This window comes from Paenibacillus agaridevorans (assembly GCF_018604145.1).
GTDB lineage: Bacteria > Bacillota > Bacilli > Paenibacillales > Paenibacillaceae > Pristimantibacillus > Pristimantibacillus agaridevorans.
In genome coordinates this window covers 8,368,546-8,393,252 of the sequence record NZ_CP075889.1, presented here as the reverse complement: position 1 = coordinate 8,393,252, position 24,707 = coordinate 8,368,546, and the positions used below count along the sequence as shown (strand labels likewise).

General features: G+C 52.6%; 21 protein-coding genes. 6 read left to right on the top strand and 15 right to left on the bottom strand.

Translation table 11 applies throughout. From position 1 onward, the window contains the following. Window positions 1-58: 58 nt before the first annotated feature. Window positions 59-817: a GNAT family N-acetyltransferase gene (locus KJW29_RS36375; RefSeq protein WP_246608489.1), complete on the bottom strand. Its 759-nt coding sequence runs from the start codon at window positions 815-817 to the stop codon at window positions 59-61. Next, window positions 810-1,631, bottom strand: a complete 822-nt coding sequence (gene hisJ / locus KJW29_RS33475) for a histidinol-phosphatase HisJ (protein WP_246608488.1) — start codon at window positions 1,629-1,631, stop codon at window positions 810-812. Before hisJ ends, KJW29_RS36375 begins: the two co-directional genes overlap by 8 nt. 222 nt (window positions 1,632-1,853) lie before the next feature. On the opposite strand from hisJ, the gene KJW29_RS33470 reads away from it, so the two are divergent. Then, the gene (locus KJW29_RS33470) at window positions 1,854-2,843 is read left to right on the top strand and encodes a M23 family metallopeptidase (protein ID WP_214627869.1); all 990 of its coding nucleotides are present in this window, start codon (window positions 1,854-1,856) and stop codon (window positions 2,841-2,843) included. Between the two features lie 2 nt (window positions 2,844-2,845). Next, window positions 2,846-3,241, top strand: coding sequence for a bactofilin family protein (locus KJW29_RS33465; protein ID WP_087569728.1), 396 nt, complete (start codon window positions 2,846-2,848; stop codon window positions 3,239-3,241). A 145-nt stretch (window positions 3,242-3,386) separates the two neighbouring features. Here KJW29_RS33465 and KJW29_RS33460 read toward each other — a convergent pair whose 3' ends face one another. Both KJW29_RS33460 and KJW29_RS33455 read right to left on the bottom strand, forming a co-directional pair. Then, on the bottom strand, window positions 3,387-3,953 hold the full coding sequence (locus tag KJW29_RS33460) for a hypothetical protein (RefSeq protein ID WP_214627868.1): 567 nt from the start codon (window positions 3,951-3,953) through the stop codon (window positions 3,387-3,389). After that, window positions 3,950-4,432 carry an RNA polymerase sigma factor gene (locus KJW29_RS33455; RefSeq protein ID WP_214627867.1) on the bottom strand — a complete coding sequence of 161 codons (483 nt, stop codon included), beginning with the start codon at window positions 4,430-4,432 and terminating at the stop codon, window positions 3,950-3,952. Before KJW29_RS33455 ends, KJW29_RS33460 begins: the two co-directional genes overlap by 4 nt. 226 nt (window positions 4,433-4,658) lie before the next feature. Between KJW29_RS33455 and KJW29_RS33450 the strand changes: the two genes are divergently transcribed. Beyond that, the gene (locus KJW29_RS33450) at window positions 4,659-5,123 is read left to right on the top strand and encodes a hypothetical protein (RefSeq protein WP_214627866.1); all 465 of its coding nucleotides are present in this window, start codon (window positions 4,659-4,661) and stop codon (window positions 5,121-5,123) included. Between the two features lie 184 nt (window positions 5,124-5,307). Here KJW29_RS33450 and KJW29_RS33445 read toward each other — a convergent pair whose 3' ends face one another. The 6 genes from KJW29_RS33445 to KJW29_RS33420 all read right to left on the bottom strand — a co-directional run bounded on the left by KJW29_RS33445 (window position 5,308) and on the right by KJW29_RS33420 (window position 12,468). After that, the gene (locus KJW29_RS33445; RefSeq protein ID WP_214627865.1) at window positions 5,308-6,363 is read right to left on the bottom strand and encodes a glycoside hydrolase family 76 protein; all 1,056 of its coding nucleotides are present in this window, start codon (window positions 6,361-6,363) and stop codon (window positions 5,308-5,310) included. An 84-nt stretch (window positions 6,364-6,447) separates the two neighbouring features. Beyond that, window positions 6,448-7,611: a glycoside hydrolase family 76 protein gene (locus KJW29_RS33440; protein WP_214627864.1), complete on the bottom strand. Its 1,164-nt coding sequence runs from the start codon at window positions 7,609-7,611 to the stop codon at window positions 6,448-6,450. Between the two features lie 12 nt (window positions 7,612-7,623). Then, window positions 7,624-9,162, bottom strand: coding sequence for a glycoside hydrolase family 76 protein (locus KJW29_RS33435; protein WP_214627863.1), 1,539 nt, complete (start codon window positions 9,160-9,162; stop codon window positions 7,624-7,626). Window positions 9,163-9,242: 80 nt separating this feature from the next. Further along, the gene (locus tag KJW29_RS33430) at window positions 9,243-10,097 is read right to left on the bottom strand and encodes a carbohydrate ABC transporter permease (RefSeq protein WP_214631431.1); all 855 of its coding nucleotides are present in this window, start codon (window positions 10,095-10,097) and stop codon (window positions 9,243-9,245) included. Between the two features lie 86 nt (window positions 10,098-10,183). Then, window positions 10,184-11,071: a carbohydrate ABC transporter permease gene (locus KJW29_RS33425; protein WP_214627862.1), complete on the bottom strand. Its 888-nt coding sequence runs from the start codon at window positions 11,069-11,071 to the stop codon at window positions 10,184-10,186. 92 nt (window positions 11,072-11,163) lie between these two features. Continuing rightward, window positions 11,164-12,468: an ABC transporter substrate-binding protein gene (locus tag KJW29_RS33420; RefSeq protein ID WP_087569736.1), complete on the bottom strand. Its 1,305-nt coding sequence runs from the start codon at window positions 12,466-12,468 to the stop codon at window positions 11,164-11,166. A gap of 340 nt (window positions 12,469-12,808) precedes the next feature. Here KJW29_RS33420 and KJW29_RS33415 point away from each other — a divergent pair, with 340 nt between their 5' ends. Further along, window positions 12,809-14,383 (top strand): DUF5050 domain-containing protein, encoded by a 1,575-nt coding sequence (locus KJW29_RS33415; protein ID WP_214627861.1) that lies wholly within the window; start codon window positions 12,809-12,811, stop codon window positions 14,381-14,383. 70 nt (window positions 14,384-14,453) lie between these two features. Here KJW29_RS33415 and KJW29_RS33410 read toward each other — a convergent pair whose 3' ends face one another. Then, entirely contained in the window at window positions 14,454-15,626 is a 1,173-nt protein-coding gene (locus KJW29_RS33410; protein WP_214627860.1) for a GntR family transcriptional regulator, read from the bottom strand. A gap of 276 nt (window positions 15,627-15,902) precedes the next feature. Between KJW29_RS33410 and KJW29_RS33405 the strand changes: the two genes are divergently transcribed. After that, the gene (locus KJW29_RS33405; protein ID WP_087569739.1) at window positions 15,903-16,277 is read left to right on the top strand and encodes a BlaI/MecI/CopY family transcriptional regulator; all 375 of its coding nucleotides are present in this window, start codon (window positions 15,903-15,905) and stop codon (window positions 16,275-16,277) included. Between the two features lie 3 nt (window positions 16,278-16,280). Further along, window positions 16,281-17,840, top strand: coding sequence for a M56 family metallopeptidase (locus tag KJW29_RS33400; RefSeq protein WP_281426303.1), 1,560 nt, complete (start codon window positions 16,281-16,283; stop codon window positions 17,838-17,840). Between the two features lie 131 nt (window positions 17,841-17,971). On the opposite strand, the gene KJW29_RS33395 is transcribed toward KJW29_RS33400, so the two are convergent. The 4 genes from KJW29_RS33395 to KJW29_RS33380 all read right to left on the bottom strand — a co-directional run bounded on the left by KJW29_RS33395 (window position 17,972) and on the right by KJW29_RS33380 (window position 24,544). Further along, window positions 17,972-19,405: an MBOAT family O-acyltransferase gene (locus KJW29_RS33395; protein WP_214627858.1), complete on the bottom strand. Its 1,434-nt coding sequence runs from the start codon at window positions 19,403-19,405 to the stop codon at window positions 17,972-17,974. Between the two features lie 3 nt (window positions 19,406-19,408). Next, window positions 19,409-20,512: a PIN domain-containing protein gene (locus KJW29_RS33390; RefSeq protein WP_214627857.1), complete on the bottom strand. Its 1,104-nt coding sequence runs from the start codon at window positions 20,510-20,512 to the stop codon at window positions 19,409-19,411. A 60-nt stretch (window positions 20,513-20,572) separates the two neighbouring features. Further along, window positions 20,573-22,456 carry an LTA synthase family protein gene (locus tag KJW29_RS33385; protein WP_246608487.1) on the bottom strand — a complete coding sequence of 628 codons (1,884 nt, stop codon included), beginning with the start codon at window positions 22,454-22,456 and terminating at the stop codon, window positions 20,573-20,575. Window positions 22,457-22,660: 204 nt separating this feature from the next. Continuing rightward, window positions 22,661-24,544, bottom strand: coding sequence for an LTA synthase family protein (locus KJW29_RS33380; protein WP_214627856.1), 1,884 nt, complete (start codon window positions 24,542-24,544; stop codon window positions 22,661-22,663). Window positions 24,545-24,707 lie beyond the last annotated feature (163 nt).

Here is a 24,707-nt window from a genome sequence, read left to right as displayed (position 1 = left end):
CATCATTTCCTAAACGACAAAAAACAGCCTATAGAGGAGGGAACCATCTCCCCGCTTCTCATAGGCTGATTATTTTCTCCATACAGTAGCTGGACTCGCATTCCGCATATTCTCCGAACCTATCGATCTCGTAGAAACCTTGCTTTCGGTAGAAACCGATGGACTCGAATTGAGGCTCGCCCGTTTCCAGCCGAAGCCTCGAATGCCCCCGCTCAGCTGCACGCTTCTCCAGAAACCGATACACCTTCCCCGCGATCCCCGCCCTGCGAACATCCGGTACTACGTAGAAGCGCTTCAACTCTGCAGTGTCGCCGTCCAGGCTCCGAATTCCGCCGCAGCCCACGGGCCGCCCATCCATGAAAACAATGGCGAACACCATGCTCGATGTAGAAGGCTCCGAGAAGTCCACGCCGAATATTTCTCCTGGCGGATACAAGCCCGCCAGGTAATCGTCTAGCTGTGCGATCAACATGGACAGACGCTCGTCATTCGCGGACACTTCCCTCACGACAACACGCGCACTGTTCTGGGCACCTTCCTTACAGGCGGCACCAGGCGCATCTGGATGGACGAATTCCTTTACTGCCGCGCCAGGCGCATCTAGATGTTCGGATTCATTTATTTCGACAGGCGAACCTGGCTGACTGGATTCCTTCGTTGCGATAGGCGCATCTGGCTCGTCGGATTCCCTCACGGCCGTACCATGCACATCTGCCCATCTATATACATGCCCGGTCGCAGGCGCATCTGCCTGTCCATCTTCATATCCGGTCGTAGACGCAGCTTGCTGCCTCACGCCCCTCCCCGGCTTAACCACGCGCCATTGTCTCCTCGAACCATTCGTAGCCAAATCCGACTTGCTCCGGCTTATGCGAGTCGGAGCCGTACACGCAAGCAATGCCGCGTTTCGTGCACTCCGCAAGGAACCATGCCGGCACATAAGGTTTCCCGCAAGTAGCCACGCGCATCCCCGCCATGTTGACGTCAACGCCTACGCCGGACGACTCCAGCAATGGCAGCAGAGCCTCCAACCGGCGGCGAATCAATTCTTCGCTAATTTCCGGCAGCTCCGTCCGGAACTTCTCGATCAGGTTGATATGTCCGATCCGCTTGCGCATCGGCAGCTTGGCGGCTTCACGAATCGCCGCTTCTACATGGTTGTAATATTCGTTCGCTACCTCATCCATCGTGCCATAATGGGCGAGCAGATGCTGACGGAAGTCCGCCGCAGTGAAATCGATGCAGCGCATGCCGCCGACGCCGGGCAAATAATGCACGGAGTAGACAACATCCTCGAGCTCGTTCCCCCATTTCTCCAGCAGCTCCTCCGTGAACGAAGACGCCCCCGGCAAATAATCGATTTCCAGACCGATAGTCACTTCGATTTTCCCTTCGTACTTCGCTTTCATTTCTTTAACGTAAGCCAGATAGCCCAGCAGCTCGTCCATCGACATCGCAAGCTCGTCCATTAGCTTAGGATCGTCGATCCAGCCTACCGGAAGCGGCGGGTGTTCGCTAATGGTGTAACGCTGGAATCCCAGCTCGATCGCCCTGTCCAAATACAATTCCTGCTTCGCATCGCTTCCGTGATAACAGTAACGCGTATGCGTATGTCCATCCCATTTCAACATAACCCATGCACTCCTTCCATCCTGCTTGCCCATTTTTTCAGTTATCTTTGCACTCCATTACACTCGTACCATAGCGTACCATGAGTCCGCGGTAAGGTACAATCCGACTTTCCATCAAGATGCGGCAACGTTTTTTCCTCCCATGCAGGAATTAAGGCCTATTCTGTCGAATAAACAGGGTTGTGCAAGAGTAGGAACGTAGTAGGAGGTCCATGAGCCTAAATGAAACGGTTATCCAAGCTATTTACTTTCGTCATTATTCCCGAAGCGAACCAATCCGTAAAACGTTTTACCGTAAGCGGATACATATTAGTAATCGTACCGTCGGCCATCGCCTTGCTGGCAATATGCGCGGCTATATTCATCTCCTTGTTCAGCGGCAGCGCTGCGAAGCTCGCACATCTGCAGGCTCGGCTTGATCTATCGCAGTCTGGTTACGAAAAGTCGCTGCAGTTCAAGAACGACCGTATCGCGGCTCTGGAAGCCGATCTAACGACTTTGTCGGCACAAGCCGATCAGATCGAAAACAAGATAAGCGAAATTGCGGAATTAGAGAGCCAATTGAAAGAAATCGTCGGCATTCAATCGACGGACGTACATATCTCCTCAGCAAATAACATGCCCCTGAGCGAAGGAGGACAAGGCGGCGAAGAATTCAGCCTGATGCAATCGGCTGAAGCATCTTCCCTTGCGAATCGCACAGGGCAGGAGTTCGACCTGCTCGCAAGCCTCATGGACGAGCTGAAACCCAGCTTGGAAGCAACCACGTCCGCTATACTGAAGCACCAGCAATTGCTGGACATTACCCCGACGATCTGGCCTTCGGACAATCGGAAAATCACCTCAACCTTCGGCGTTAGACGAGATCCTATATCCGGCCGTTCCGCCGTTCATAACGGACTGGACATCGGCGGCAATCGCGGCGATCCCATCTACGCTGCGGCAGACGGCGTTGTCACCTTGTCGGAGAGAACCTATCCGCAGGGCAACAATATTTTGATCGATCATGGGAGAGGCATCGAGACTCGTTATCTCCATCTTAACGCCAGACATGTAGAGGTAGGCGACAAGGTGCACAAAGGCCAGTTGATCGGCGAGCTCGGCAACACGGGGCGCAGCACGGGCCCCCACTTGCATTATGAGGTTATCGTAAACGGCACGCATGTCGACCCTACTCCTTATATCCAAGAGGACAGAGAGGAACGTGAGTAAACATGTTCAAAAGCAAATCCGGATCGGGCAAGATTAACCCGGATACGACAGATACGCTTATCGGGGAAGGTACGATCTTCGAGGGCAAGCTTCGTTCCGAAGCAAGCATTCGCATCGAAGGCAGCATTATCGGGGATATTTCCTCTAACGGAGATGTCATTATCGGGGAGAATGGCGTTGCCAACTCCAATTTAAGCGCCCGCGACCTCGTGCTTGCAGGACAGCTAAACGGCGATGCCGAGATACGCGGCAAGCTGACCATCAGCTCCACGGGCGTGCTTAACGGCAATATTACGGCAGCCTCGCTCATTATCGAGTCGGGCGGCGTCTTTAACGGCAGCAGCAAGATGACAAGCACGAAGCCCGAGGCCGTCCAGCCGGTCAAAGCAACATCCTGATCGGTTAGGTCCAGACGCAAGAAGAAACGTATAAAGAAAGTATGAGCCAAATCGTATACTTTCCTATAAGTCAAGAAAACCTCTTCCTTGGTTGAAAGGCCTGCGAGAAGATGTCCTTCACCCTAGGAAGAGGTTTTTTTATAGCTTAGAAATTGTTGTAGATCCGCTGCGCGGTGACTTTGCCGCTTGCCACGTCATCCGAAGTGAAGCCGGATACCGCGTTGCCTACTTTGAACTCTTTGCTGACGAGCTGTTCGGAAGCTTCGGGCGCATTAGGGCCCGGGATGCCGTATTCCGTCTCATCCGTTACCGATACCCACAGATCGCCCACGCGGAAGCTCTTGCCGTCCGCTGCCACTTCTTCGATTACCCCGTCGATGTTAACGGCGGCTTTGCCGGAGATAGGAGGAGCCGGCTGCTGCGAGTCCACTACTCCGTTATTCGTGCCCGGCGCCGGCACGTTGCCGCCGTCGTTACCGCCCCAAGCTACAATGCCTACCGCCAGCACCGCGCAAGCCGCTACGCCTACCGACCATGCTGCCCATTTGTTCTTTTTCGTCGAGTTCACTGTATTCATTCTAATCTCTCCTTTGTGTGCTCCATCGGCTTCCATCTTGTGTTGTTCTCTTTCCAGCATCGCTATAGTACGTTCCCTAAAGTCCTCGCTCATCTTCAGCTTGGATAATGCCTCCTTGTACCCTGGTTTCTTCATGCTTGTCCTCCTCCTATTACGCTTCTCAGCATCTTGCGTCCGCGCGCCAGCCATGTTCCGACGGTAGCGGGTTTGGAATGCAGCATATCCGCGATCTCTTCCAGCGAATATCCTTCGTAATAATGAAGGTGGATCGGGACCCGGTACTTTTCCTCCAAGGACATCACTTCCTGCAAAACCGTATGTTCGTCCCGCGTAAGCTCGCCCAGATTGTCTGGCATTGCCGCGCGTCTCCGGAACCATCCCGACTTCAACCTGTTCTTGCACTTATTGATCGTCGTCCGGATCAGCCAAGCCTTCTCGTGTTCGCCGTTCGCGAAGACCGGAGCCGACTGCAAATAGGCCAGAAACACATCTTGCGCGACTTCTTCCGCATCCGACATGTTCTTTAGATAGGAGAAAGCTACCTTGACCAGATTGTCCGAATAGTTGATGACGGCGTTGCGAGCCGCTTCCCCTCGCTCAGATAAATCCTGCACCTGTTGTCCCTCCTTCACTACTAACACAATCCAACATGTCTTTATTTTTCACAGTGCCCAATAAAGTTTATTAGTATCTATGGACAATGGGCGAAAAGTGATGAAGTTCGATCTTAAACAAAACTTTATATTCCTTTTACATTGCCAGCACATTTCAGGGGTAGACTAGGAGCAATAGATGGCATTAAGCACATTCATTCAACGCTCATACCCGGGAGGTATCCTTATGAATCTCGTAATTCGCAATGCCTCGGTCTTACTGATTGCAACCGCCACTTTGCTGGGAGGGCTGTTTAACCCTCCATACGTGGAACCAGCAGCGGAATCGGCGGTCGTTCCCAGCGTCGAGATCCTTCGCGCCGGAGACGGCGCTGTTCCGATCGAGCATGCGCAGCTCGGGGCACTTGATTTCTCCCAAAAAACATCTATCGAGAGAAACGGCCAGGTTTATGTGCCGATCCGCGAATACGTGGAGAAACATAGCGGACAGCTCTTTTATAATCGAGAGACTGCATCTGCCGATATTACGGTAGGCGCGCTCTCCTTCTCGCTGCTGTTTGAGGAAGGCAGCATCATGTATAACGGGCATGTTTTGGAAGGCGGAGTTTTCGTCCAAGACGACCTTGCCTATATAAATGCAGAACAGCTTGCCGTTATGATGAACGGCCAACTCGCTTTTTCTCCAGCTTAACTGCAGCCTTTCCAGTCACTCTACGCCATAATCCACCTGCTCCGCCATATCCGATAATTTGCGTCAGCATCACCAGCGCTAAACAAGTACACAAAAAAACCACAGCATTACGCCCGAGAAGAGCGTACCTGTGGCTTGAATATAATTTCTGATTAACGCGGTTATATACATTTATCTATTTCCGCTAGGCCGTCTGCGACACGACCACTCCGACAGCTTCCAAGGCCGCAACCCGTTCCAGCAGCATGATTCCGCTAAGCTGGGTGCTCAGCGTGACCCGCTCCGACGGCAGGGAAGACCAGTCCGTGTGGAAGACGTTGCGCTCCATATCGCGCGCCCGGCTCCAAAGGCTGTTCGCATTGGACAGGAGCAGTTCCTCGGCTTCCGACCTCCCCGGCGCTTCCAAGGCGAGCTCCGCCAAATAACGGACCAGTATGCCTTTAAACAAACCGCCGTCGCCGTCGCCTTCGTCCGGAAACAGCCCCGTAGCGGTATTCGTCAGTATTCTTTTCGTCTCGCCCGCCGTTCGGATGGCATCAAGCATATACGCCTCGTCTTTCGTCAGTTTGTACAGCTCCACTCCCGCTCCGACAAAGACGCCCTGACAATAGGTGAACTTCCAATCCTTGTCGATGGAGCCGTCGCCCGTCCGGTTCATGCCGTCCCAGACGAAGCCGCTGTCTGGATCGACGAGCTTCTCCTTCTGCCAAGCGTAGATGCGAAGCGCCCACTGGAGATCCTCTTCCTTCTGAAAAAGTCGATACAATCTGGCCGCAAGGATGACGGCAGGGGCGTTAGCAGGTGTGTTTTTGTAATCGAGCTGACTTTTCTGCCATGCGATGCCCCCTCCCATATGATTGTTCCAGCCTGTCTGAATATCGTCCCATAATAGAAGCGCCGCTTCCTTGAATCGTTCTACGCCCGTCGCTTCGTATGCGCGCAGCCAGGCAATCGCCATCCACTCCATGTCGTCGTACAGCTCGTTCGGGAAAGCCCCGCCGTTGCGCTTCAGCAAGCCGTCGTACAAGGACTCCAGCCTTTGCACATAAGCAACATTCCTTGTCCGAATATAGCCATCCGCCAGCGCATCGACGGCATGGGCCATCCACCAATAGTGAAAAATCGTATTGCATTCCCCGTTCGGACAAGGCGTCTCAATATTGTACAAACCGATATGTTCATTCCAGAATTGTTCTTCCAGCGCTGCCTGGGCCAGATCGGCCCGTGTGCTCCATACCATGCTGTCTCCACTCCCTTACTCTCGCTCTAGTCGCTATGCCATTCTGCCTTAGTCATTCTTCTATCAATCGTTAATCGTTAATCGTTATGGAAGCTGGCCTTCCCGCTCCAGAAGAGCAAGCTGCTCCAGCAGCATCATGCCGCTAAGCTGCGTGCTGAGCTGGACGACTTCGTCCGGTGTCTGCGCCCATGAATTGCTGAACAACGCCGCGTCCGTTCCCTTGCCGTATTCCCACAGGCTGTCGCCGTTCGTCTTCAGCATATCCTCCAACGCCTTCGCAACTTCGTGTTCCGGGTCTGCGGCGATAAGCTCGCCCATATAGCGAACGAGCACGCCTTTAAAAAGCGCCCCGTCGCCTTCGCCTTCCGAAGGCAACATGCCCGTTGCCGGACTCGCGAATGCATCCTCCAGGTGATTGGCAGTCTTGCGGGCATCCGACAGATAACCTTCGTCTCCCGTCGCGTTGTACAGCTCCACTCCCGCTCCAATGTAAACGCCTTGCCCATAAGTAAATTTCCAATTCTTGTCGATGGAGCCGTCTCCCGTCCGATTTATGCCATCCCAGACAAGGCCGGTATCGGGGTCCACGAGATGTTCTTTCTGCCAGCGATAGATTTTCTCCGCCCATTTCAGATCATCCCCATTGCCGAACCGCTGGTACAGTCTTGCCGCCAGAATCGCCGCAGGAGCATTGGCAGGCGTATTCTTGTAATCGAGCTGCGTCTTGCGCCAGGCAATGCCGCCGCCCATCTCGTCGTTCCAGCCCTTCTTGATATCTTCCCACAGAACGAGCGCCGCTTCCTTGTATCGTTCCTCGCCCTTCGCGTCGTAAGCGCGAAGCCAAGCGAGCGCCATCCATTTCATATCGTCGTAATATTCGTTCGGGAAAACGCCGGCGTTGCGGTTTAATATCCCGTCATACAGCTTGGATAACTGCTCCTCATAACGTTCGTCGTCCGTCCGTTCGTAGCCGTCCACCAGTACGTCGACCGCATGCGCAAGCCACCAATAGTTGAACGGGTCCGTGCACAGCTGAAGCATGCATGGCGCAGCATTATTATATAACCCCTTGTTCTCGTCCCAGAACGAGGTATTGAACTGCCTTTGAGCCTCTTCCGCACGCTCTGCCCATTTGCCGCCTGACTTGCCGAACAACGAATCCAGATAACCGCCCTGCCAGGCCCCCGCCGATACAAGGATGATCGCCGCGGCAAGCGCAGCCGCCAATCGGATGTTTCTCCGCTTCATGCACCCTCCATGCTACAGTCCGTAGATTTTGTCCAGATTCAAATAATTGTTATTTCCCTTCGAGCTGTCGTAGCCGATCACGATCGTATTATGGCCTGCGTTCAGGTTGACGCTGAGCGTAACCGTATTCCAGCTTCCCCAGCCTCCCGTATTGCCGAACGACAGATTGTTCGCCACAACGGTTCCGTTAACGGCAACATATCGTCCCGCATTGCCCGCTCCGGCAGCGTACCTGATCGTCACCGTTCGCGTGCTCGCCGAGTTCTGATTGACATGGAACGTAACGGAAGAGCCGTTGCTGTTCCATCCAGCCAGATAGCCGCGCGCGCTATAACCCGCATGCGTGCTTTCGGAAATGATCGCGCCCGTCTTGCGAGCATTCTCCGCTTCATAAGTTCCGTTGCCTGCGATATTGCCGGTATAATTGTCCGGCGGCGTGAACTGCAGAATCGAAGCTCCTGCGGCAGCGGCGAGACTCTGCACGTAACCCGATCCCGTCGGCGCCGTCCAGTCGCTGCCGATGATATTGTCCGACGTCCTCCGATGATTAAACGCCTGCGTGGCGTTCTGCTGCAGGAAGTTTAGGTAGGAGGCGTTGCCCGTCGCGATGCGGAGCTTGTTCAGGTTCCGCGCGAAAATCATTTTAAACCCGGCTGCGTCGTTCTCCCCTTCGTACAACAAGGAATAGGACAACGTCATATTGTTGATGACGTAATTCGCCGCGTTGTTCGCGTCCGTCAGATAACTTGCAGTTCCCGTCGCCTGGTGCAGGGCCAAAGCCGCGCCGAGGAACGTTCCGTAGTTGTAGGTGAAATCCCAGTCCACAACCGTCCCGCTGCCGCTTCCCTCCACATGATCGTTCACTTTGCTGCCGGAGATCAGCCGGCTCTTGATCCAGTTATAGATGTTCTGCGCCTTCGTCAGATACGTCGTGTCGCCGGTCGCGTTTAATAGCTTGATTGCCGTCATGACCATCGGCGCGTTGGTAGCGATGTTCTTTTGCGGAGACGTGCCGTCGCGCTTCCACCAGATGCCGCCTCCGTAAGTGCTGTCGTAGTCGCTGTAAATTTCGTTGAACAAGAACCATGCCCGGTTCCTGTATTCGTCTGTCCCTGTCAGCTCGTAAGCACGCATGCAAGCCAGCGCCCACCAGCCCAGATCGTCATTGAAATTATTGACGAGCATATCTGGCACCTTGGCATTAAATCCGTCGTACACATCGTCGATCATGGTCCGGTACGTGCTGCTTCCTGTCCGCTCATAAGCGTCCATAACCGTTTCCCATAGCTGGGCTTCCCACCAGAAGTCGGTATACAACCCGCCGTTTGGACCGTGAGCATGCTCGGGATGGATCAGATGGTCGCTGTTCGTGTAGAAATACTTTGCGACTGGATCGTAGAACGTGCTGACGAATCCGTTCATAGCCGTGTCGGCGTTGGCCGCCGTAAAAGCATCGGCCTTCTTGGCTCCCGTTGCGAAGACGGGCAGGGCAAGCGCGGCAGCCAGCAAGACCGCCATCCATCTTTTTCCCGATATCCATTGCTTATTCATCACATGCACTCCTTCGCCATATTAGAATGGTTTAGCACATTATGCCGTCCGTGATGATTGAAGTTGCCTGCGCTTGCCCGTCACCCCTTGACGCCAGTAAAAGCGATGCCCTGCACAAAATATTTCTGAAGCAGCAAAAACAGCACCAGAATAGGCAAAATCGCGATCAGCGCGCCGGCCATCATGGGGCCGTAATCCGTCTGATAGTTGTAAGAGAACGCCTGCAATCCCATCTGAATGGTCGCCTTGTCGGGATCGTTTAAGATGATCATCGGCCACAGAAAGCTGTTCCAGCCCGCCTGGAACGTAAAGATGCCAAGCGTCGCGAGCGCGGGTTTCGTCAGCGGCAGATAGATGTTCCAGAAAATGCGGAACTCCTTGCAGCCTTCGATCCGGGCCATCTCCATCATGTCCGAGGGCAGCGTCAGGAAAAACTGGCGCATAAAGAACACCGCGAACGACCCCGAAGCGCCGGGCAAAATAATGCCCCAAAACGAGTTCAGAAATCCGTTGCCGCCGCCGCCGAGCAAGTCGTTGCCGCCCACCAGCGGGAAGTGCTTGAGCACATAGAAGCTCGGAATCATCGTAACGATGCCGGGAATCATCATAGCGGCCAGCAGGACGCGAAACATCGCCTTGTTGCCCCGGAAACTCAACTTCGCGAACGCGTAGCCGCTAAGCGAACCAAAGAACAAATTCGCCAGCACGCCCGACACGGCGAGCACGAGCGAGTTCCAGAAGTACAGCCCGAAGGGCACGGTCGTGAACGCCTTGCGGTAATGCTCCAGCGTCACTTCCGACGGCAACCATTGGATCGGAATCGAGAAAATTTCGTTGCTGGGTTTCAGCGACGTCATCAAGCTCCAAAAGAAAGGCAGGAACATAACGACCGCTATGGCAATGCTGACTGCGTAGAACAACATCTTGCCGATCATGACCCGAGCCGGGTAGGACAAGGCCGGGGACGCGGTCAGAGCATTTGTTGGTCGGTTCGTAGGTAACGTCTTCATCCCATCCCCTCCTATACAATCGGCTCTTCGGATTTGTTAATGCGCATATTGATGAATGAGAAAATAAGAATAGCAATGGCCAGAATGAACGCTTGCGCGGACGCATATCCCATCTGCAGCTGATTGAAACCTTGCTGGTAGATCAGGTACACCGGCGTCTTCGTCACGTTGCCGGGCCCGCCTTGCGTCAGGACAAACGCCTGGTCGAACAGCTGGAGCGCGCCAATGATCGACATCGTGCTGACAAGGAACGTCGTCGGACGAAGCTGCGGCCATGTGATATAACGGAAGCGGTCGAAGGCGGTCGCCCCGTCCAGCTTCGCGGATTCGTACAAATATTCGGGAATCCCTTGCAGTCCGGCAATGTAGATAATCATATTGGAGCCTACGGATTGCCACAGCGTAACGAGAATGATCGACAGCATGGCCGTCTCCGTCTGCGCCAGCCACGCCGGACCGATGATGCCGAAGTAACCCAAAATGCCGTTAACGAGACCGAACTCCGGGTGCAGCAGCCAAATCCATACGGTGGCCGCGGCGACGGCGGACGTCAGCGTCGGCAGATAGTTCATCGTGCGGAAAAGTTTGATGCCCATTCGTTTGAAGTTCATAAGCATGCCTAGCAAGAGCGAGATCATGATGTTAAGCGGTACGAAAATAATGGAGTAATAAAACACGTTCTTGAACGTCTGCCAGAACAAGGCGTCTCCCGCCAGCCTCTTGTAATTGTCCACGCCGACGAAGTCCATCCGGCTGACGACGTCGTAATTGGTAAAGCTGAGAAACATCGCCATAACGACGGGTACGATCGTAAACGCGGCAAATAGCAGCATCGTCGGAGTAATAAAGAGGAACGCCATCTTTTCTTGATGGCGGCCTAATTTGCTGATGGATGCCATGTCGCTCTCCCCCCTTGCGGTTGCCGGGAACACGGGCGGGAGAGGTTAGCCTCTCCCGTTAGCTCCCGATCCTGTTTGGTGCTCGGCGCGAATCACTTCACGTCCGCATTATCCGCGAGCAATTTGTCTCCTTGCGTCTGGGACTTGTTCAGCGTATCCTCCAGCCCTTGCTCTCCTTGTTGGAACAGCTGGAGATTCGGGATAAGTCCGTCGTTCTCCATGACGGAGTAGCCCGGATGCGCCGGACGGATCTTGGCGAATTCCAGCGTCTCCATAAACGGCTGCCAAAATGGATCGTCCTTGAAGAACGGATCTTCGAGCGCTTCCTTCAGACCCGGCATGTTGAGACTTGTTTTGGCCCAGAGCAGCGCGTTGTCCTTATTTGCAGTCCACCATTTGACGAACTCCCAAGCTTCTTCCTTATGCTTCGCTCCCTCCGGAATGACGAGACCGAAGCCGCCCATGACGCTGCCCTTGTCGCCGTTCGGACCTGCCGGAGGCGGTACGATGCCGAAGTCGAGATCCTTGCCGTACTTTTTGTATGTGCTTAACATCCAGGGACCTGTATATTGCATGGCCAGCTTGCCGGTGACAAACGCGTCCGTGCCTTCGCCAAGTCCTTGCTCGAAGCCGACCTTATACACTTTGTCCTCGTTCAGAAGCTTATCCCAGAATTGCAGCACCGACTTCCCCTGTTCGCTGTTGAAGCCCGTCTTCAGTCCGTCCTCCGACAGCATGGAGCCGCCCGCTTGCTGCAGGTACATATTAAACAGACCATTGTCGCCGAGGGAGAAACCCGCTACTTCCAGCTTGCTGCCGTTCCATTTAGTCGTCTTGACCGCCGCTTCCTCCAGCTCCGCCCAAGTCGTAGGCGGTTTTACGCCCGCTTCGTCCAGAATCTTTTTATTATAAAAGAGTGCTCTTGCATCAACCGTAAGCGGCAGTCCGTACAGCTTGTCGTTATAAGATAATTCCTTGATGGACTCCCCGTAGAACGCATCCTTCGAGAGACCGTCCTTCTCCAAATATTCGTCAATGGGATGCAGGACGTTTTTCGGCGCGTACAGCGACGTGCGCCATCTGTCCCAGAACAGAATGTCCGGCGACCCGCCGGAGGTTGCCGCCGTCAGGAATTTCGTTATCATATCCTGCTGCAGCACGTATTTGACGCGGATGCGGTCCTGCGATTTGTTGAACGCGTCCACCATCGTCTCGAACTGTTTCTGCCCTTCTCCGCCCCAGTCTCCCCAGAACGTCAGCTCAACGGGTTTGCCTCCGCCTCCTCCGTCGCCGCCGGATCCGCCTTTATCGCCGCCTCCATCGTTGTTGCCGCTGCAGCCGATAACGGATGAGAATAATACCGCCGATAAAGCCGTAACCGATAACCATCTTTTCATGTCAAATGCCTCCCTTTTCTTTTTTGATTCGTCATGATTGCATTGTCTGATCCCTTCATTCCGCCGCAACAGGTCATCGCGATAAACCGCTTACATTTTTGATTATATGATTGATCATATAGTATGTCAATATAAATTGTTTATTAGTTATCATGCTGATATACCTTATTGTAATATCAATATATTATTATATGACAATTTTCGACCCATCAACTTCCGGAATGTCTTCACGCAACTTTTCCCTTAATAATCCGTCTATACAATATAAAATTTGGAAACCAAGGCGATTACTTGGTACAGATGATTCTTGCTCCAGTAAAAAGAAAGGGATGACATAATAATGAGAAGAAATCGGTCAAGATATGCGCTAGCTTTTTTATTTTGTTTGATCCTTATGTTGCCTGCGGTACAAATCAGCGCTTCGGAAGCTAGCGTAAAGGTTACCCTGCCAACTTTTAAGGTGAACCTGAATGGTCATGTGGTAGAAAATCAGTACAGGGAATATCCTCTGCTTGTCTATCGCGGTATAACCTACTTTCCGATGACTTGGAACGATACCAGAATGCTGGGTCTGGAAACCACTTGGTCACAAACAGCTGGCTTACATATAAAGCAAAGCCAGGTGACCTCCGCTTATGCTTCTTATAAGTCCGGGAGTCGCAATGCTACTTCGTACTCCGCAAAGATTTCCACATCGGCCATTACGGTCAATGGCAAAGCAATTAACAACTCGAAAGAACAATATCCGTTATTAAACTTTCGAAACATGACCTATTTCCCGCTAACCTGGCGTTTTGCGTATGAGGAGTTCGGATGGGATTATAAGTGGAATGCCGTCAACGGACTAAGCATTACATCCCAAAACCCGCAGGTGCGAACGGTCGACCTTCCTTCGTATGCCGCGGAGAACGATGTCGCCCTTTTCAAGGGGTACTACTACTTCGTCGAGACGACGTATACTACAAGCCATGTATACCGTGCTCCTGTGAATCAGCCATCCGACAAGGAAGAAATTTATTCTTATAGTCACCCGGATAGTCGCACAAGCTCTGATTTACTTGGACCTTTTTCCTTTCAAATCCGTGACAATACTCTGTGGTTTATCTATCGACTCGGGGGTGGTGTTATGGGTAGCGACTATTTCGTGAAAATCGTTGACGATGGGATGGCAAAGTTGATGCACTCAGGATCTTTGGACTTTCACGATACACCTTACGGCACACTGATTCTCCGTCACGGCGATTCGGCATTTGAGGGCGGTAATTTATCATTATCTTCTGCCGGGGAAAGTGAAAAAGTGGGTGATCCCAGTCTGATGTATGCAGTTACGCTTAGCGGTACTTGGTGGTCATTGGGCAGCGGCAAAGCTTCCTACATGGCTGTCAACGGAGACCATGTGTATGTGCTGGCTTCTCGCGACGAATCCGACGCCAATAAGATCTATGAAATTAATCTAAAGACCAACAAAACCAAAAAGATCGTTGACGCAAGCGTGGGCTGGTTCCAGGTTATCGATCAAAAGCTATATTACGTTAAAGACAAGGATAAATCGTTATATTCTTCCGATATAGACGGGAAAAACGAAGTTAAATTGTCCGAACACGCCGTCACATGGTTTGAAAGTATCGATGGTAACCTTTTTTATACAACAAAAAAGAGTTCAACCCAATACGATTTATATAAGGTCAATCCAAACGGGGATGACACGCTTGCATGGGGAGCGTCGATTGCCGGCGTTCAGGTTGTAAATAATCAGCTCGTTTGCCTGCTTGGCGGCAATAATGGCGTTGCGCTGCTAGACGGTTCAGGCCGTCTGCTGCTAAAAGTTTCTGAACCTATTGGGCGTGTATTTACTTCCGATAATGGGCTTCTATTTCAAAAATCAAACGATTCTTCGTTAGCGATTATTCGTTAAACGAAAGGCAGCCGATCGGCTGCCTTGTTTGTTTCTTGCGAAGCAGGATAGCCGACTGATCGATTCGCTGCTAAGTCGTCCGGATCTTCGCCTTACCGGTCGACTCTCCGATGACAAGCTCCGCATCAAGCAGGACACGGCTCGGAAGCGGCTCTCCATCCAGAAGTCTCGTCACGTGCTCGAAGGCCAGTCGCCCGATCTCTTCCTGGTTCTGGCGCAAATGCGTTAATGGTTGCAGCCCGCTCCGATATGGACTGTCAAAGCAGATGAGCGACAAGTCCTCCGGAATGGCCAGCCCAAGCTCCTGGGCCGCCTTCTCGGCAAGCAAAGCGACGTTATATTCCGTCGCGAACAGCGCCGTAATATGCGGATGCTTCGTCAGATGGGCCTTGATCTTCTCGATATCCTTGCGTCGATTGACTTCGATATGGGCGCTCGGCAGCGTGGACATAATATCCTGAATCCAGATGTCGCGATCCGCGACGATGCCCCTCTCCGTATGCGCCTTGACGAAACCCTCGATGCGATCCTCGATCGCCGTCGTATCCCGGGGCGGCGGAGTGAGAAACGCAATGTGGCGGTGGCCAAGATCGAACAGATGGTTCGTTCCTTTGGCAGCGCCCGTCACGTTGTCCGTGCAGATGGAGGCCGCCTGCAATCCTTTCAGATGGCGATCGACCAGCACGAACGGAAATTGGCCGATGACCAGCTTTAATATCTCCGCATTGAAGTATTCGCCTTGCGCCGGCAATATGATCATGCCGTCCACGCCCAGCTCCAGCATTCCCTTGATCTCCTCTTCTTCATTCGCCGCTATGCCGAACGACCTGCGAAGAATGAGATACGAACCCTGCTCGCGCGATGCCTGCTCCATTCCGTAGACGAGCCCCGATCCATAAGCATCGCCGAAATCCGTCATCACGAGTCCGATCAGCCGCTTGCCCGTGTTACGTCCCGATCTGGCTTGTCCCATCGGTGCAATCGAGGCATGTCCGGCCGCCGCTTGGACAGATCCCTGCTCCGCCACGAAAGAACCTCTGCCCGGCTGACGAACGATATAACCATCCAACGCGAGCATCTCCAGCGCTTTCTTGCTTGTAATGCGGCTGACGCCAAACTCATCGCCAAGCTCCTTCTCCGAAGGAACACGATCTCCTACCGCATATTGCCCTTCCTTGATCCGTTCCCGCAGAGCTTCGAATATTTGTTCATACATGGGCTTGGACGCCGACTCGTTAGCCATCCGGTATTCCCCCTCATTCAATAGCCATATCCATTTATATAATAATATATCATGATATATTTAAGTTGTGAACTACCCCGTCTCTCAAATAATTAAAAGAAGGACAGGAGAAACACCATTCATCGAATATCTACAGTATCTGACACGTAACTTCGTAGAAAGACAACTTGACAATCATTGATTACATCTGTAATCTAAATTCGTAGACTACATAGGTAATCCTTGGAACACGTTTGCCAATTAAGATTACAATTGTAATCATCGGGAGGGAATACGATGCGGGAACTGCCGCACATTTCGGACGCGGAATGGGATGTAATGAAAATCGTATGGCAAGCTGCGCCGTTGACGGCCGCCGAAATCATTGAACGACTGAGCGGAAGCAAGCCATGGAAACCGAAAACGACGAAAACGCTAATCGGCAGACTGGTGCAGAAACAGGCGCTCGGCTGCAACAAGGACAATCGCGAATACCTCTATTTTCCATTAGTCAGCGAAGACGAGTGCGTGCAGGCGGAAAGCCATTCGTTTTTGCAGCGTATTTTCGGCGGATCGCTGAAGCCGATGATGGCGCATTTTCTGGAAACCGAAAAGCTCTCCTCCGAGGACATTCGCGAGTTGAAGGAGCTGCTCCAGAAGAAGGTGAAATAAGAGGTGGAATGGCTAACAAACCTATTCGAGCGAACGCTGATTGTTTCATTGGAGGCTGCCCTAATGGTCTTGCTGCTGGCCCTGGTGACGGCGGCGTTTCGGAGCAAACTTGTCCCCATGTGGAAATACGCGCTATGGACGCTGCTGATCGTGAAGCTTCTGATGCCCTGGCTGCCAGGAAATATAGAGAGCGAGCTGCGCTGGACAATTCCCCTTGCCGGTATGGAAGAGCGAATCTTTTCTATTGAGAATTTGGAAGCTTCGATCATCGGTTCATACGCGAGCGACATTTCGCCGATCACGCATACGAATCAAGCAGATTCGAATCTTGCCCAATCTCATCCTCCAGCATCACAGGAGCGTCTGGCTATGAAGATTCCCGGATTCCAAATCGCGGTATTCGTATGGCTTGCCGGAACGGCGGCAGTCCTGTTGTACATCGCGGCTGGTTATCTGCGAATGTCGGTTGCCCTCCAGCGAGAAACCAACATTCAAATACCCGCCGATTTGATTGCGCTATTCGTTCGAATCCGCGCGGACAACGGCATCCTCGCTAAAATCCGGCTGCGCGTGACGAAGCAAGTATCCGCGCCGGCATTGTTCGGCGTATTTTCGCCCACGGTGCTAATTCCGGAGCAAATGGTCAAGCATCTAAACGCCGCGGATTGGGAGTGCGTATTTCTTCACGAACTGTCCCATTACAAGCGGCGGGACATCATGGTCAACGTTGCGGCAACCATACTGGCCTCGTTCCATTGGTTCAACCCCGCTGTTTGGTACGGGCTGCGCAACATGCGACTACACCAGGAGACGGCCTGCGATGCAAGCGTGCTTAACGTCCTGACCCAAAAAGATACGTATGCCGCTTGCATCTTAAAAATATTGGAGCTTGGCAAGTTTCATAGAACCGTTTCGGCCGGGACCGGAATTACCGGCTATAAAAATCAAATTGCAAGGAGAATCGTTATGATCCGAAACTTTCAATCGCCGAAAAAACGAGCTTCGTTTTTCGGACTGCTCATTCTTGTCTTAGCAGCCGCCTTGTCGCTGCCATCCGCTTTCGCATCGGGAAACGATAAAGAAGCCGCACAAACTCCCAATGAGCACATTCCCGTGCAAACCGCCGTTGAAACATCGCCCGCAAACGACGCATTTCCATCGCAAGCTGCAAATGACGACATTCGATTCGTATTCCCGACGACCGGCAAAATCGCTTCGCGTTACGGGGAGCGTATTCATCCAATCACCCATGAGAAGTCGCTGCATGAAGGAATCGACATCGCAAATGTTGAAGGTACGGAAATACGCGCTGCCGCCGACGGCAAAGTCATTAAAGCGGAATATGACCCCGAACACGGCTTCATTGTTATCATTGAGCATAACGAGATCTGGCAGTCCGAATACCGCCATCTGCAGCAATTATCCATAACAGTCGGTGACGAGACCAAATCCGGCGATCTTATCGGACTAATGGGCAGCACGGGCCAGTCGACCGGTTCCCATCTCCATTTCTCGATCATAAAGGATACGAACTATGTAGATCCGACCGATTATCTGAAGTAAACGCCTGAACGACTATAGTTCAATCAGACAACCTGCGCCGATCGATGAAAATGAAATAAAGAAGAGACCCGTGATCCCTGTTATGGATCATGGGTCTCTTTGCCTTGGACGTATCCAGAAACGTCTCTGTCTTAAAAAGCGAAATAGATGAATGAGCTTGCTTCGCCGTTCATGAGCAGCATGAGCAGCACGATGGCAATGGCCGCGTACACCGCGCCGCGTATAAGCGAAGGAACCACCGCCTCCCACCCGAGCGACCAGCGCTTGAAGTACTTCACGGCCAGGAACTCCACGATATGAAGCAGATACAGACCCGCGGAGATCGCGAGCAGCAGCATGGTCTCTTTCGTAAACGACACGCCGCCGAGCAGCGTCATCTGCTTGATCATGTGGACCGCGTCCCCCCAGCTATTAGCGCGGAAGAACACCCAGCCGATTACCGTCAAATGGAAGAACACGGCGATGGCGAATACTTTGTACAGCCAGTTGCCCTGCAGCTTCGTCCAGCCCATCTTTTTGAGTCCCTTGCCATACATCCGATGGGCTGCGGACAAGACGCCGTGGTAGAATCCCCAGATGATGAACGTCCACGCGGCTCCATGCCATAAGCCTGAGATCGTCATGGCCGCGATCAGGTTGACGTAGATGCGCCAATTCTTTACCCGCGAACCGCCCAGCGGGATAAAAATATAGTCCCTGATCCATTGCGACAGCGTAATATGCCACCGTCTCCAGAACTCGGCGGGGTTAGAACTCAGGTATGGCGTCTTGAAATTCAGGTCCAGCCTGAGACCGAGCAGCAAGCCGATGCCGACCGCCATCTCGCTATAAGCCGAGAAGTCGAAGTAGATTTGGAAAGCGAAGAGATAGGAAGCTACCCATGACTCCACGCCGTTCAACGTCGCAGCGACGCCGAAATATTCGTTAACGTATGGAGCGATCTTCTCGACGACAAACACTTTCTTAACGAGGCCGAGCAGAATAAACGCAAGACCAAGCTTGACGCGCGGCGTGCGGAATTTGATCGCCACGATATTGCGAAGCTGCGGCAGGAAGTCGCCGCCCCGCAGAATGGGGCCCGCGGCCGAATGCGCGAACAACGAGATGAATACCCAGAACTCGAAAAGCGAGCGGCTTGGCTTCAGCTTGCCCTTATGCACATCCACCAGGTAGGCGATGAGCTGGAAGGAGTAAAACGAGATGCCGATCGGCAAGGCAATTTCCCGTTCGACGAACGGGGTCCCTTGCAGCGATATCGTGAATCCCAGCAGTTGCTCGACGCTGCCCAGCAAGAACATGGAATATTTAAAAAAGACCAGATTGGCCAATACAACGATGAGTCCGGCTGTCAGCGCAAGCTTGCTTCGGCTGCCGCCAAGAAACTTTGAAATGCCGTATACGGAAGCCACGACGCAGAAGAACAACACGAAGTAGCCAACTCCGGCATACGCGTAAAATGCGGCGTTTGCAACGGCAAGCACTAGCATTCGCCAGCGAGGGAAGAAGTAATACAGCGCGAATACCGCTAATAAAAACAACAGAAAAGTCGGTGAGTTAAACAACATGCGCTATTCCCCCTTACCCGTCCAGGTGTCCCATACGAAACGGGCAAGAAGCTCATTGCCTTCTTTCGTCAAATGAACATGATCGGTAAACAAGTTTGGATCGATCTTGTCTTGCATGATCAAGTAAGGCGAGCCGAGCCCTTGCAAATAGGTCTCGATCGCTTCCGTATTCGCCACGTAACCCGGATTTGTCACTTCCTTTTTGGAAAGCTCGCCATTGCCGCCCGACACGAAGGTGAGCAGACGTTTGCCTTGCTGAAGCTCCGCGATCTTGTTCATGAAATAAACGCCCCAATTGCTCTCGCTCATATCGAACGGTTGCGGATCAAAGAAGCTCAGATAAGAAGGATCGGCGAGCCACTTCTCGGAAAATTGTTTTTCGTTCCAGGCGCGCGGATCGCCGAGCAGGTCGGTTCCCGCCTTCCGCTGCTCCCAATAAGCGGGAATGACTTCCTTGTACTTTACGACCGGGATACGGTGAAGGAGCGTCTCCAGCGCCTGCTCCTCCGCATGCTTCCAGCCTTCCTTGTATTCGAAGCCGTTTGCCTGCAGATGCGGCAGCACGTCCGCGAACGCCTTGGGATCCTGCGTGCGCAAGTAATCGCCAAGCCAGAACACTTGCCGCGGCCCCGGCTTAGGCTCCACGAATGCCGAGTAGGATAGGCCGATCATGACATTGTCCGTCTTGATGCCGTGATCCTCCATCATAAGCAGCAGCGTGTACGCATCGCCAGCCATGATAGAAGGAGCCGACAGATTGAACACGGCCTGCAGCTTGTCCTCGCCTTCGGCGGATGTCGCTAGGTCGGACAAATAACGGCCCAGGGAATGCTCGGAGCTTTCGTTCGTCCCCCAAGCGACGGAGTTGCCGATAAGGATGGCGTAGTCCGTCAGGCCGTCCCGCTTGATCGTTTTCGCCATCTCTTCGATGACGACTTCAATCATGCCTCGATCTTCCAGGAACATATTATAGTTAATGCGATGTTTGTAGACGGTATCCAGCTTTACATAGGCTGTGACAACGAATTGGGCTGCGACAAAAAAAGCCAAAGCGAACGCGAGTCCCAGCAGGCCGTATCTTTTCCGTCGGATTTGGCTTAGTTTCATACGTCGTCCTTTCGTTTGCGGCAGTGTCGTTAACTGTCGTATCATTCTATTATTTACAGACTATGGCGCGCGTTTCGGAAGAAGCTTCACATAACCATCCGACAATCGCATTAATTCCAGCACGTAATCATAATCGCTTCGATACTGGCTAAAATCTGTTATCTTCTCAAATGTCTTCAGATCGAAAGCTTCTCCATCATCGAAGCCTTCTCCCGGCACAAACATGATTTCGTCATTAAAAAACGTCCCCGTCGGCATATAATACCGCATGCCAACGACATTGCTTGTCGCATTGATCAGGTCCTTGCCAAAGAAAGTAAAGTTTTCGGCCTTCAAATCAATGCCCATCAGGTTAGCCAGCGTCGGCATCATGTCGACATGACCGCCCACTTGCTCTATCGTTTTGCCTTCCACGCCGGGAACCCGAATGATAAATGGCACGTTGAAGCGGCTGATCCGGTCGTCATATTTGACGCCAAGCACTTCTTCGACCCAAGCGGGATCGTTTTCCTTGACCTGCAGGCCGTAGTGGTCGCCATACAGCATAATGACCGTATTGTCCCACATGCCGTTCCCCTTCAGCCCTTCGATCAGCTCGCCTACCGCCTTGTCCGTATAGTTAATCGCCGTGATATAATGGCCCAGTTGGGTGCCATGCAGGCGCTGCGGCACTTGGATGTTAAGAAATTTCCCGGGTATCCAGAACGGATGATGGCTGGAGGTCGTGACGAACTGTGCGTAGAACGGCTGATTTTTCTCATGCAGCTCCGTCAGCTTCTCCAGACCAACACGATACATCTCCCCGTCGGAGGCGCCGAGAGCGTTGAATTTATCATCAATGAAATAAGGCCTGTCGTAATACGTCGTAAACCCAAGCGCAGGATACATATTGATCCGGTCCCAAAATGTCACATCGTTGACATGGAACGTATTCGATACGTAGTTGCGCTCTCCCAAAAGACGCGGCATGCTGGGAACCTCGCGGTCTCCGAAGCCCTTGGACATGGCAACGGAGCCGGTCGCGTATACCCCTGTATTGGCGATGAACTCGGAGTCCGAGGTATTGCCCTGCCCATTTTGCTGGAATACGTTAGGGAAATAAAAGGCTCCTTCGCCAATCAGGTCGTTCAAGACCGGCGTCACTTCCTGACCGTCCACTTCAAGACCTATCATCAAATCCTGGAACGACTCCAGTTGAATGACGATCACGTTCATATCTTTGGCCACGCCAAAATAGCTGCTGGTGCCCGCCGGCACTTTGCCTCCCCCGGCATGGCCCTGCTCCAATTGGGACAGCGCCTCTTGCGTCACCGCCACAGATCCGTCCTTGATCGCGCTGTTGAGCCTGCTCTCGTTAATGGCCGTAGCCACTTGATAATTGAGCACGCCCAGCCGCTTCGATTGCACAAGCTCGTTCGGAATGTCCAGATCCATGCGAATATAAAGGAAGGACGCCGCAATGGCGATCGCCATTCCGATTGCCATATAAAGCGGCTTGGCCGCCGGACGGCTCTTTTCCCGTTTTCCTCTGCTGCGCAAAGTTGCCAGCCATAATCCAATAAGTACCGCCAAATCGACAAACAGGACATAAAATTTTACATGGATCGCCGATTCCACGCTATCCTTTACTTGTCCAACCTGATCCAGACCATGCAACGCCGTGTAAGTCGGAATGCTCCCGAAAAAGGAGAAATAGACGCAGCAGGCGAATAGCAGGAGCGACAATACTCCGTTGAATACGCCAAAGACAACAGGCTTCCATCTGCTTGTCGTCATTAACTCCACCAAGCAAATCAGCGTCAGCACTGCCGCGGCATCCGTAAGCAATCCAGATACGGCAAACTCGCCGAACGTAAATTGCCGGAACAATACCATCTTTAACATGATCAGAACGAAGCTTGCCCAGAACGGCGACTTCCGGTAGACATTCAATACTGTATTCACTTGCCCACTCTCCCTTAACTGAACCGGACTGCACACGACCGCACGGGTACAAAACAAAAACCGTCTATTAACGACGGCTTTCCCTATCAAATAGTTGCATAAAAAATAATATTAAGTTCATATTAACGCAAATGGACGCAGAAATAAATAGGGCTTATCCGAGCGCAATTCAGCTTTGCCGACGGCCGGGTGGACTGGCTTCCGTCAGTCTTCCCCATTAACCTGTTCCGCACGGTCCGGCAACTGGCTCACGTAGCTGTCCGATAGATGAAGCAGCTCCAGCGCGCGGTTGAACTCGTCTTCCGTCGAAGCTGACGCTTCGGTGCTATCGCCCCCGGACAACGTATAATGTTTGCCGTCCTCGAACCCGCTCCCCGGCAGGAACAGCTCCTCGTTGTTGACGAACGAGCCTGTCGGCAAATAATAACGCTGAGGCAGCAGATTATAGTGTTTCTGGTTTAGCAAGTCCTGCCCGAAATGGATCTGCTCCTTCATGGATAGGCCCAGCAGGTTGGCCAGCGTCGGCAAAATATCCACCTGTCCGCCAAGCTGCTGGAACTCGGCCGGCGTCGTGACGCCCTCTCCCGCGATAATGAACGGCACGTTGATCATGTCGCGTTCGACGTAGGTTCCGCCGAAAATTTCCTCCAGCAGCACGCGGTCCTCCTCGTCAAGCGAGAAAACCGGAAGTCCGCGATGATCCCCGTAGAACAGGAGCAGACTGTCCTCCAGCAGCCCCCGCTCCCGCAAATCCTCGAGGAATATGCCCAAGCAGTAATCCGCATAGTTTTGGGATTGAATATAATCTCCGACGTAAGTCCCCTCGTAACGCTCCGGCAAAACCATCTTCTGCTTCTCTTCGGGCAGCGAGAACGGGTTATGCGCGGACATCGAGATCACATGCGCGTAGAACGGATCCGGGCCTGCATCCATGCGCTGCAGCTCTTTTGCGGTCTTGTCGTACAACACCTCGTCCGAAGGACCGAACCATAGCTCGTCGTTCCCTTCGCCGAAAAACGCCTTGTCGTAATAGCGATTAAAGCCGAGCCCTTGGTACAAATCCTCGCGATTCCAGAAATCCACGTCGTTTGTATGGAACGTAGCGGTGTCGTAGCCGTGCGACTCCAGCAGTCTTGCCATGCTGGGAAGCTCCTTCTTGGCATAAATCTGCGTGGCGGGTCCGTCAGGGGGGACGTAGAACGAAGTGTTTACGACGAACTCCGCATCAGACGTATTGCCTTGTCCGACCTGCTGATAGAACCTGGGGAAATAGTAGTTGCCATGGGCAAGAGCGTTCATGACGGGCGTAATTTCTTGCCCGTCGATCTTTAGATCGATCAGGAAGTTCTGGAACGATTCCATCTGCACGAGAATCACGTTTTTTCCCTTCGCGCTGCCGAACAGGACAGGCGCTTCCGATTCCGTTATGCCTTTTAAATCATAGATCGATGATTGAGTGATCAGCTCTTTCTCGACAGGCGTTTCCTCATCGTTATCCAGAAGACTGAAGGCTTCGTAATTGAGGATGCCCATTTGCTCCGCCTGCACCGTTTCATTAATACTTTCCGTGTGTGGAAGAATATTAAACAAACAAGCGAACAGCGAGATGGTAAATACGGCGGCCACCGTCTTGCGGCTCGTCCTCGCGGACAACGCGCGTTTCCAGCCTACGGCAATGCGCCGGCGCAGCAAGACATAGGCAAGGATGAGAATATCCATATAAATAAGCAGATATTTCGGATGGATGACGGAAAAGATGCTTTTTTTCACCGCTCCGACCTGATCGGCCTGCTCTAGAACATGATAAGTGGGAATGATTCCGAAATGTCTGTAGTACACGATAAGAGTAAAAAACAGGACCGTTATCAAAAGATTGACGATCAGGTACATAAGCAATTTGCGCTTGGTCGAAAACCATTCGATGATGCAGAATATAATGAGAATAATAGGCAGCTCTTTCAGCCACACCGTCTTGAACGAGCTGTTCTCGAACAGAACGGTCCAAGTGAGGTAGCTTTTGACAAGCATAATAATCGAGAATACCAATATCGACTTGGTACTCCATCTCGGGGGCAAATGTTGTGCCATCGTACGTTCTTCCTTTCCATGCGTCTATCGGCAGCCTAAGGCAAAATCGACAAGTCCTCAAGTTGCTCCTCTATCAAAAACGGGAGCTATTCCATGATAAGACGTCGGCGCGAGAAGTGCAATGCCTGCCAAGCAAACAAGCCATTCGGCAGCACCCTTCGGG